This is a genomic window from Anabaenopsis arnoldii, from assembly GCF_028331025.1.
Taxonomy (GTDB): domain Bacteria; phylum Cyanobacteriota; class Cyanobacteriia; order Cyanobacteriales; family Nostocaceae; genus Anabaenopsis; species Anabaenopsis arnoldii.
On record NZ_JAQMUH010000153.1, the window covers coordinates 26,869 to 35,510 of the forward strand.

The following is an 8,642-nucleotide window of genomic DNA, read 5'->3' on the forward strand; positions in this document are numbered from 1 at the left end:
GATAAATTAAGCGCGCACCTGTTAAAAAATTCCTGAATCTAAATCTATAATAAGACCTTGGTTCTCGGCTTTATGTTTGAGAATTTCGTGACCAGGATTTTTTTAACCTTGTTTTAACAAAAGCATTATTGACACTCTCAGGTCTAAAGACACTGATATTCTGCTGACAGAATAACTTTAGGTCTAACCCCACAGTCTTACTCTCGCTATGATCGTCAAATACCGTCTACCCAGTCGGCTAAAGTCTAAGCCTAGCTTACTGGCTACTTTTCACAAGCAAAGACAACGGTGGTTGTAACCACCAAGTCGCCTCCCTGTCAGGGCTAAAGCCGCTGAGTTTCCCGCTTACCGCGATATTTTTATCAAAGAAAGTGAGCAAATCATTCCTGTTCAACAGCAGACGGAATATCGTCTTCAAAATCGGTTGCTACTGGGGCTTCCGCATCTATTGTAGTTACAGCTGATACTTCTTCTGTAGCCGGAGCTTCTGCTGTAGCTTCTAGCGCCTCCTCAGCAGCCACAACCTCCTCAGCTTCGGTAGGCGCAGCGGTAATACCTTGCTGTTTAGCTAACATCTGTTCGCGATACTTAGCCGCCATTTCTTCGGCTTTATCATAAACCAAATCACGGTTTTTAATCATATCACCGGGTTCTGGTTCCAGCTGCTTGGTAGACAGGGAAATCCTACCTCTTTCTGCATCCAAATCAATGATCATGACTTTAACTTCATCATTGACATTGAATACGCTGTGAGGTGTATCAATATGCTCGTGGGATATTTCCGAAATGTGTAGCAGTCCGCTCACACCACCAATATCAATAAATGCACCGTAGGGTTTGATACCACGAACCGTACCGATGACCACTTCGCACACTTCCAGACGGTTCATCTTGCGCTCAACCAGCGCTCGACGGTGGGAGAGAACTAGGCGGTTGCGTTCTTCGTCCACTTCTAGGAATTTTAATGGTAGTTCTTCGCCCACCAATTCTTCTTTGGCTTTGCGGGTACTAATATGAGAGCCGGGGATAAAGCCGCGTAATCCTTCAATGCGGACTAATGCACCACCGCGGTTAGTAGCAAACACACCGGAGCGAACAGTAGCATCTTCTGCTTGTAACTGCCGCACACGTTCCCAAGCCCGCATATATTCGATGCGACGAATGGAAAGGGTGAGCTGACCATCTTCGTTTTCATCGGTCAGGATGAAAAATTCTCTGGTTTCGTTGGATTGTAAAACTTCTTCCGGGGCATCGACCCGGTTAATAGACATTTCTTGTATAGGTATGTAGGCTGCTGTTTTAGCACCTATGTCAATCAGAGCGCCGCGCGGCTCTATACTGAAAACTGTGCCCGGGACAATATCCCCAGGGCTAAAGTGATAGTCATACTTATCAAGTAGAGCAGCGAAATCTTCGTGAGTGAATCCAATTTCTGTAGCGGTTAAGTTCTGATTGACCATGCTGATTTGTTCCTGGTTCTAGTCTCCGTAAAGGTTGTGGCATAGGCGTGATGTATATGCAAGGCACTACGAGGCAGGTACACCTACATCTTTTTTTATATTAGCTTATAAAAGCTAGTATTAAAACATATTAACTTCCAGATATTAGATTATATCATATTATTTTATGACTGCAATGATTTTTTTATGCTGATTTAACACTGCCTGGGTATTGACAAAATGACATATCCGCCGATAACACCATTGTGATCGGCGAATAATAAGATTTAAATGCCCTTAACATTCCGGTAAGAGCAGTTTATTTTTCTTCTTTCTTTTCGATGCGGGGGGGTTCGCGGAATGCGATCGCAAAGAAAAGAACTCCTATGGCCAAAGCCAAAATCAAGATATATGCAACGCTTTCCATATTAAAAGCTCCTGCGTCATTAATTAGTCAGTAATTATGGTTTTTGAGTATTTGACGACTTTTGTGGCTAATTACCAGGCATCAAGCGTCTTTGTTACGGGTAGGTCTTGGGACTGGGTTATGGCAAAAACCATTCCCCAGCCCCTAATCCTCAGAAATCAGAGGAATTGCTTACGCTTCCTTACGTACACGGGTGGTCTTGTCACCAACTTTCTGGAACAGACCCCATTCAACTTGTTCTTCCAGGTCAGCATCAACACCGGCAAATACGTCTCGGTAGATTGTCCGAGAACCGTGCCAGAGATGACCAAAGAAGAACAGAAGAGCAAATACAGCGTGTCCGAAGGTAAACCAACCCCTGGGGCTGGTACGGAATACACCGTCAGAGTTCAAGGTTTCGCGGTCGAAATCAAAGATTTCGCCACCTTGAGCCTTACGGGCGTACTTCTTCACATCGGCTGGATCTGTAAAGGTTTGACCATCTAGGTCACCGCCATAGAAGCTAACGGTAACACCAGTTTGTTCAAAGCTATATTTGGATTCTGCCCGACGGAAAGGAATATCAGCGCGGATGACTCCATCAGCATCAGTCAAGATCACTGGGAAGGTTTCAAAGAAGTTGGGTAGACGACGCACGGTCAATTCCCGACCTTCACCATCTTTGAATACCGCGTGACCTTGCCAAGATTGGGCGATACCATCACCCTTAACCATTGGGCCTGTACGGAATAGACCACCTTTAGCTGGGCTATTACCCACATAATCATAGAAAGCCAGTTTTTCAGGAATTGCTCCCCAAGCTTCTGAGAGGGTAGCGCCTTCAGCCAAACTGCTTTGTACGCGACGCTCAATTTCCTGAGTGAAGTAGTTTTGATCCCACTGATAACGAGTAGGTCCAAACAGTTCAATAGGGGTGGTAGCGTTACCGTACCACATAGTCCCAGCAACTATAAATGCTGCGAAGAACACCGCCGCAATACTGCTAGAAAGTACGGTTTCAATGTTCCCCATCCGTAGGGCTTTGTATAGCCGTTCGGGGGGTCTAACTGTCAGGTGGAATAAACCCGCAATAATACCAACAACCCCTGCGGCGATATGGTGAGCCACAACGCCACCAGGGTTAAATGGGTCGAAACCCGCCGGACCCCATTCTGGCGCTACTGGCTGAATACTACCAGTGATTCCGTAGGCATCAGAAACCCACATACCAGGGCCAAATAGTCCAGTGAGGTGAAAAGCACCAAAACCAAAACAAAGTAGACCGGATAAGAACAAGTGAATGCCAAACATTTTTGGCAAATCTAAAGCAGGTTCACCAGTGCGAGGATCTCTAAAGAGTTCCAAATCCCAGTAAACCCAGTGCCAAACGGCTGCTAGGAACAATAAACCGGAAAGGACGATGTGAGCCGCAGCTACACCTTCAAAAGACCAGAAACCAGGGTCACTTGCAGGTCCACCGGTGACGCTCCAACCACCCCAAGATTCGGTAACGCCTAAACGTGCCATGAAAGGTAGTACAAACATACCTTGACGCCACATCGGGTTAAGAACTGCATCACTGGGGTCATAAACAGCTAGTTCGTACAATGCCATTGAACCAGCCCAGCCTGCAACTAGGGCTGTGTGCATCAAGTGTACAGAAATCAACCGTCCTGGATCATTCAGAACGACTGTATGTACTCGGTACCAGGGTAGTCCCATCGACTACGCTCCTCCTCGATGAATTATGTTTACAAAGGAATTTTCTTACTGAGGTTCTGAGGGACGGAACCGTTTAAGGTTTGCAGTGGCTTAGGTGGGGTTAATCCTCCTATGTCGCTGTTTTACCGCCATTCAGCCAACTCTTTGAGTTTTTTTTATTGCCAGTCTGCTATATAAAGCCTAGACAAAGCTAGACTTTACTTTCTACTTCAACGGGAGCATGGGAGCGGTTATCCCTCAGTAGACTTGCACGCCTTAGCCAGACGCGATATTTCTCAAGTTGAGATTTACAAGAAAGACTACCGCTATCATTGCTTGGTTTTCGCCTTGGCAATAGTCTTAATTCAATACTTGATATCGTAGAATTATATATCAAGTGGGCGATTTTCTTAACTCACTTATGTCAATGCTTGTCAACATAAGTATATTTTTGTCTATAAAATAGTCGGTTTAGGACTACCTCAGACACTATGGCTAGTTTGGCAATATTGTCGGACTCTGGGGAACTTGACTCTACAGAGTAGGCGATCGCCTGTATGACTTTAGAGGGTTTTTCTTTGTGGAAAATTCCTCACTGGTGTTTGAGTAACCAGCCAAACGCCTGTAAAACGTTGGTAAATCAGGAAATGCCGCCCTTAAGTCAGCCACCTTTTGAGCGTCTCAGCAATTGCCAAGCAAAAAATGAGAATGTTTTAAAAAGTGTAACTAATTGGTGCCCTTGTTTGCAAGCGTGTCATTAAGACTCTTGAAACTCCTAATCCCAACTATGTTGCGAATAGTTAAGTATTTAGCCTATGTATCATAGTATGATAGTTGACCGCTAATTGTAAAAATCACAATACTATGATCTGGTTTTCCTTGACCGTGAGACGATGGAGCGCCATCACAAAATTTTTATCATGGTTTTCTCTTTGTCTACTTTTGGTTGTCAGTTGCGCTCCTGGTAAGCAGACAGGGAATTTACCCCCTGCTACCGTTGACGGTCGGATTACTGTCGGTACAACTCTCAAACCCAGAACCCTCGACCCCGCAGATACCTACGAGTTGGCTTCCTTGGGTTTGGTGTTCAATATGAGCGATCGCCTGTACACTTATGAACCAGGTAACACAGAAATTAAACCCCAATTAGCAACAGCATTACCCGAAGTCAGCGCTGATGGTTTAACTTATACCATCCCCTTACGTCAGGGAGTGGTTTTTCACGATGATACTCTGTTCAACGCCCAAGCTATGGAGTTTAGTATGAGGCGATTTATGGAGAATAAAGGTAAGCCATCTTTTTTACTATCTGATACAGTAGAATCAGTAAAAGCGACAGATGATTATAAGTTAACCATTAAGCTCAAAAGACCATTTGCCGCCTTTCCCTCACTCTTAGCATTTTCTGGGTTGTGTGCAGTATCACCCAAGTCCTACGAAATTGGGGCGGGTAAATTTCAGCCCAATATCTTTGTAGGGACTGGTCCATATAAGTTAGCTCAATATGGCACAGATTCCCTGAGATTAGATGTATTTGAGAAATACTGGGGGGAAAAACCAGCCAATCAGGGGGTTAACATCCAAATACAGACTAGCCCAGTCAATTTATTTAACGCCTTCCGTACAGGTACAGTAGATATAGCCTATCTATCCCTACAACCAGAGCAAATTCGCAGCTTAGAAGCAGCAGGAGAAAAAGGGGATTGGCAAAATATTACTGCTGAGGGTAGCGTAGTGAGTTATATGGTATTCAACCGCAATCAGCCACCCTTAGATCAACCAGAAGTGCGAGCTGCTATAGCGGCTATGATTGACCGTCAACTTTTAAACCAAAGAGTTTTACTTGGTCAAGCCCGGCCATTGTACAGCATAATTCCTACCACCTTTAAAGTTTCCCAGCCAGTATTTCAAGAGAAATATGGCGATGGTAACTTTCAAAAAGCTCAAGAATTATTAACCGCAGCTGGCTTCTCCCCAGAAAAACCCGCCAGGGTGGAAATTTGGCATCCCTCCACCTCAGCTAATCGCAGTTTAGCCGCACAAACTCTTAAATCATTAGCTGATCGAGAAATGGGAGGACTACTACAAATAGAAGTTAATAATGTGGAAAGCGCCACCTTCTTTAAGGACATTTCCAGGGGTCTATATCCAGCGGCGTTACTTGACTGGTATCCCGACTTTTTAGACCCAGACAATTATGTATACCCATTCTTATCTTGTCAAAAAGGCTCCCAGTCTCAAGGGTGTCAAAATGGAGGTAGTCAAAGTCAGGGTTCCTTTTACTACAGCCAAACCATGAATAAACTAATTGCACGACAACGCCAAGAGCAAAACCCCGCAGCGCGTGAGGCAATTTTCCGAGAAATTCAAGAGCAAGTCGCCAATGATGTCCCTTATATTCCCTTATGGCAAACCAAAGATTATATATTTGCTCAGAACGGAGTTAACAACGTCCAACTTGACCCCACCCAAAATTTAATTTATCGGAGTATCAGCAAGCAGTAGAAAGGCGATTTGTTACCAGGGCGGGCAGGATGCCCACCCCACAAGACTTTTAGCTGATGTCAAGTTTATATAGCTGGTCAATGCCAGCTATCAGATATTCTGTTAACAATTAAAGATTAAAATATGTCTCGTTCTCAGGCTTTACAATATTACATTGCCTCTCGGTTACTTCTAGCACCCCTGCAACTGTTAACTATTATTACTATCGTATTTTTATTACTGCGAGCTACACCGGGAGACCCCGCAGATGCAATTCTAGGGGGACGTGCGCCAGAAGCAGCTAAGGAAGAGTTACGCCAAGAACTAGGTTTAAATCTTCCCCTGTGGCTCCAGTATGGTAATTATCTAGTTAACTTATTGCGCTTTGATTTAGGAACCTCCTTAACCAGTCGGGGACAGGATGTATGGGAGATCATTGGGCAATATTTCCCAGCCACTGTAGAATTAGCGGTATGCAGTATGGCGGTAGCAGTGATAGTCGGTATTGTCGCCGGTACTGTTGCTGCATCTCGTCCCGGTACTTATTTTGATATTGGCGGGCGTTTATTCGGTATTATTACTTACGCAATCCCCATGTTTTGGGCGGGAATGCTTTTACAGTTGATTTTTTCTGTACAATTGCGTTGGTTTCCTACTTCTAACCGGTTTCCCCCTAATCTTCCTGCTCCTGTGTCCATCACTGGACTATATACCATTGATAGTTTGCTCACAGGTAATTTTACCCAGTTTTTGGTATCCTTGCACCATTTAACCCTGCCGAGCCTGACCCTAGGAATATTACTCAGTGGCATTTTTGAGCGCATTGTCAGGGTAAATCTTAAACAAACCCTCAAAGCCGACTATGTAGAAGCCGCTAGAGCCAGAGGAATCCATGAAAATAAGATTTTGGTATCCCATGCCCTAAAAAATGCCCTCATCCCAGTAATTACAGTGTTAGGATTAACTTTTGCTTCCCTCCTGGGTGGTGCGGTTTTAACTGAGGTAACATTTTCCTGGCCTGGTTTAGCCAATCGTCTCTATCAAGCTATTTCTGACCGCGACTATCCCACAGTCCAGGGAATATTAGTATTTTTTGGGGCAATTGTGGTTACCGCCAGCATATTAATTGACATTCTCAACGCCTATATTGACCCACGGATTCGTTATTAGTCGCAAAGCGCTGCTGCAGATCGCACAATGCACCAGTTAACCATTACCGAAGAGGGAACCGGGGGTTAGAAACCCCCGTCTAAAAGCTAAAGTCGGATAAATCCGACTGGGTGTTAGATATAACAGTATAATTGACATATCTTCTGGTTGAAACACAGGGGATTCTAAACTATATAATACATAAGTACAATAAATAGCGATCGCTCCTGGCTACCACAGTTGACGTTTGACTCTCATATCCCCGACTTCTGACCATGATATTGTGGGGTAGGCATAAATCTTGATAGAAGTCGGGGATATTGGCCACCAGTGATGTGCTTAAGGGTATGAGTGGTGGACCGGTGTTGAACTGTAGGGGCGAACTAGTGGGTATTAACGGCCTCCATGCCCAACCCATTTGGGGTAATCCCTATGTATTTGCCGATGGCTCCTCTGTCAACCCCAGGGAAGTAGAGGCGATTAGTCAATATAGCTGGGGTATCCCCGTCAGTGATTTTTCCTTTGCCCGGTTACCTTAAGGTGATAGATTACCCATGAGATTTACCCCAGAACTAGCAGTAATTTTAGGCGCTACCACGGCGGTAGTAGTGCATTTGCAACCAGTGTTAGCTGTTAACCCAGTGGAAATACCAAGGCTGGCAACAATACAAATTTATAACATTGCCCGACAAATCACCGTCAAAATCGGTGGCTTGGATGGTAAAGGTTCTGGGGTAATGATTAATCGGCAAGGTAATGTTTATACCGTCCTGACTGCCTTTCATGTTGTGGAAAAGCCAGGGGACTATCGGGTAATTACTGGGGATGGGGAAAGCCACGAGATTGACCAAATGGAGCGCCTACGAGGATTAGATTTAGCCATCATTACTTTTACCAGCACTAAAGAGTATAGAGTGGCAGCGGTAGCGGATTCCCGGACAGTGAATAATGGTTCCCCCCTATATTATGCCGGGTTTCCCGAAAATACCAATCCCAGACAGTATACATTTACAACGGATCAACTGACATCCCGCAGTCAGGGAGAAAAGGAAGGATACGACTTAATTATGTCCGGTGAACCCCAACCGGGAGTGAGTGGGGGACCAATTTTTGACCAGCGGGGGTTTGTCATTGGCATCTATGGTAAATCAGAACTGGGCTACCAAACCAGACATGGGGTGCAGGGTATCCCCATAGAGAAAATCCCTGACCTCTCCCAACGGGCGCGGGTGGTTGCCTCCTGGTCAAGTTCGAGCCTAGTTAACACCCTCACCGGACATTCAAATGTGGTTAATTCAGTAGCCTTCAGCCCGGATGGTAAAACCTTAGCTTCAGCTTCTGGGAGTTGGGATAAAACCATCAAACTGTGGGATGTCGCCACCGGGAGGTCAATCGCCACCCTCACCGGACATTCAAATGTGGTTAATTCAGTAGCCTTCAGCCCGGATGGTAAAACCTTAGCC

7 protein-coding genes are annotated in these 8,642 nt (G+C 45.1%); 4 read left to right on the forward strand and 3 right to left on the reverse strand.

Annotated elements, in window-relative coordinates:
* Nucleotides 1–380: 380 nt before the first annotated feature.
* The 3 genes from PN457_RS13825 to psbB all read right to left on the reverse strand — a co-directional run bounded on the left by PN457_RS13825 (nucleotide 381) and on the right by psbB (nucleotide 3,567).
* Nucleotides 381–1,460 (reverse strand): 30S ribosomal protein S1, encoded by a 1,080-nt coding sequence (locus PN457_RS13825; RefSeq protein WP_271733946.1) that lies wholly within the window; start codon nucleotides 1,458–1,460, stop codon nucleotides 381–383.
* Between the two features lie 298 nt (nucleotides 1,461–1,758).
* On the reverse strand, nucleotides 1,759–1,866 hold the full coding sequence (locus tag PN457_RS13830) for a photosystem II reaction center protein T (protein ID WP_089093525.1): 108 nt from the start codon (nucleotides 1,864–1,866) through the stop codon (nucleotides 1,759–1,761).
* Nucleotides 1,867–2,037: 171 nt separating this feature from the next.
* Nucleotides 2,038–3,567 carry a photosystem II chlorophyll-binding protein CP47 gene (gene psbB, locus PN457_RS13835; protein ID WP_271733947.1) on the reverse strand — a complete coding sequence of 510 codons (1,530 nt, stop codon included), beginning with the start codon at nucleotides 3,565–3,567 and terminating at the stop codon, nucleotides 2,038–2,040.
* Between the two features lie 843 nt (nucleotides 3,568–4,410).
* Between psbB and PN457_RS13840 the strand changes: the two genes are divergently transcribed.
* From PN457_RS13840 to PN457_RS13855, 4 genes are all read left to right on the forward strand, one after another.
* Nucleotides 4,411–6,051 (forward strand): ABC transporter substrate-binding protein, encoded by a 1,641-nt coding sequence (locus tag PN457_RS13840; RefSeq protein ID WP_271733948.1) that lies wholly within the window; start codon nucleotides 4,411–4,413, stop codon nucleotides 6,049–6,051.
* Nucleotides 6,052–6,174: 123 nt separating this feature from the next.
* Entirely contained in the window at nucleotides 6,175–7,200 is a 1,026-nt protein-coding gene (locus PN457_RS13845; protein WP_271733949.1) for an ABC transporter permease, read from the forward strand.
* Between the two features lie 299 nt (nucleotides 7,201–7,499).
* A complete protein-coding gene (locus PN457_RS13850) occupies nucleotides 7,500–7,718 on the forward strand; it encodes a hypothetical protein (protein ID WP_271733950.1) in 219 nt (72 codons plus the stop codon).
* Between the two features lie 15 nt (nucleotides 7,719–7,733).
* A partial coding sequence (locus PN457_RS13855; RefSeq protein ID WP_271733951.1) for a trypsin-like peptidase domain-containing protein occupies nucleotides 7,734–8,642 on the forward strand: 909 nt, incomplete at its 3' end.

Excerpts from the sequence above, each read along its gene's own strand:
- PN457_RS13840 (WP_271733948.1), top strand. The coding sequence starts at position 4,411 with ATGATCTGGTTTTCCTTGACCGTGAGACGATGGAGCGCCATCACAAAA.
- psbB (WP_271733947.1), bottom strand. The coding sequence starts at position 3,567 with ATGGGACTACCCTGGTACCGAGTACATACAGTCGTTCTGAATGATCCA.
- PN457_RS13830 (WP_089093525.1), bottom strand. The coding sequence starts at position 1,866 with ATGGAAAGCGTTGCATATATCTTGATTTTGGCTTTGGCCATAGGAGTT.
- PN457_RS13845 (WP_271733949.1), top strand. The coding sequence starts at position 6,175 with ATGTCTCGTTCTCAGGCTTTACAATATTACATTGCCTCTCGGTTACTT.
- PN457_RS13825 (WP_271733946.1), bottom strand. The coding sequence starts at position 1,460 with ATGGTCAATCAGAACTTAACCGCTACAGAAATTGGATTCACTCACGAA.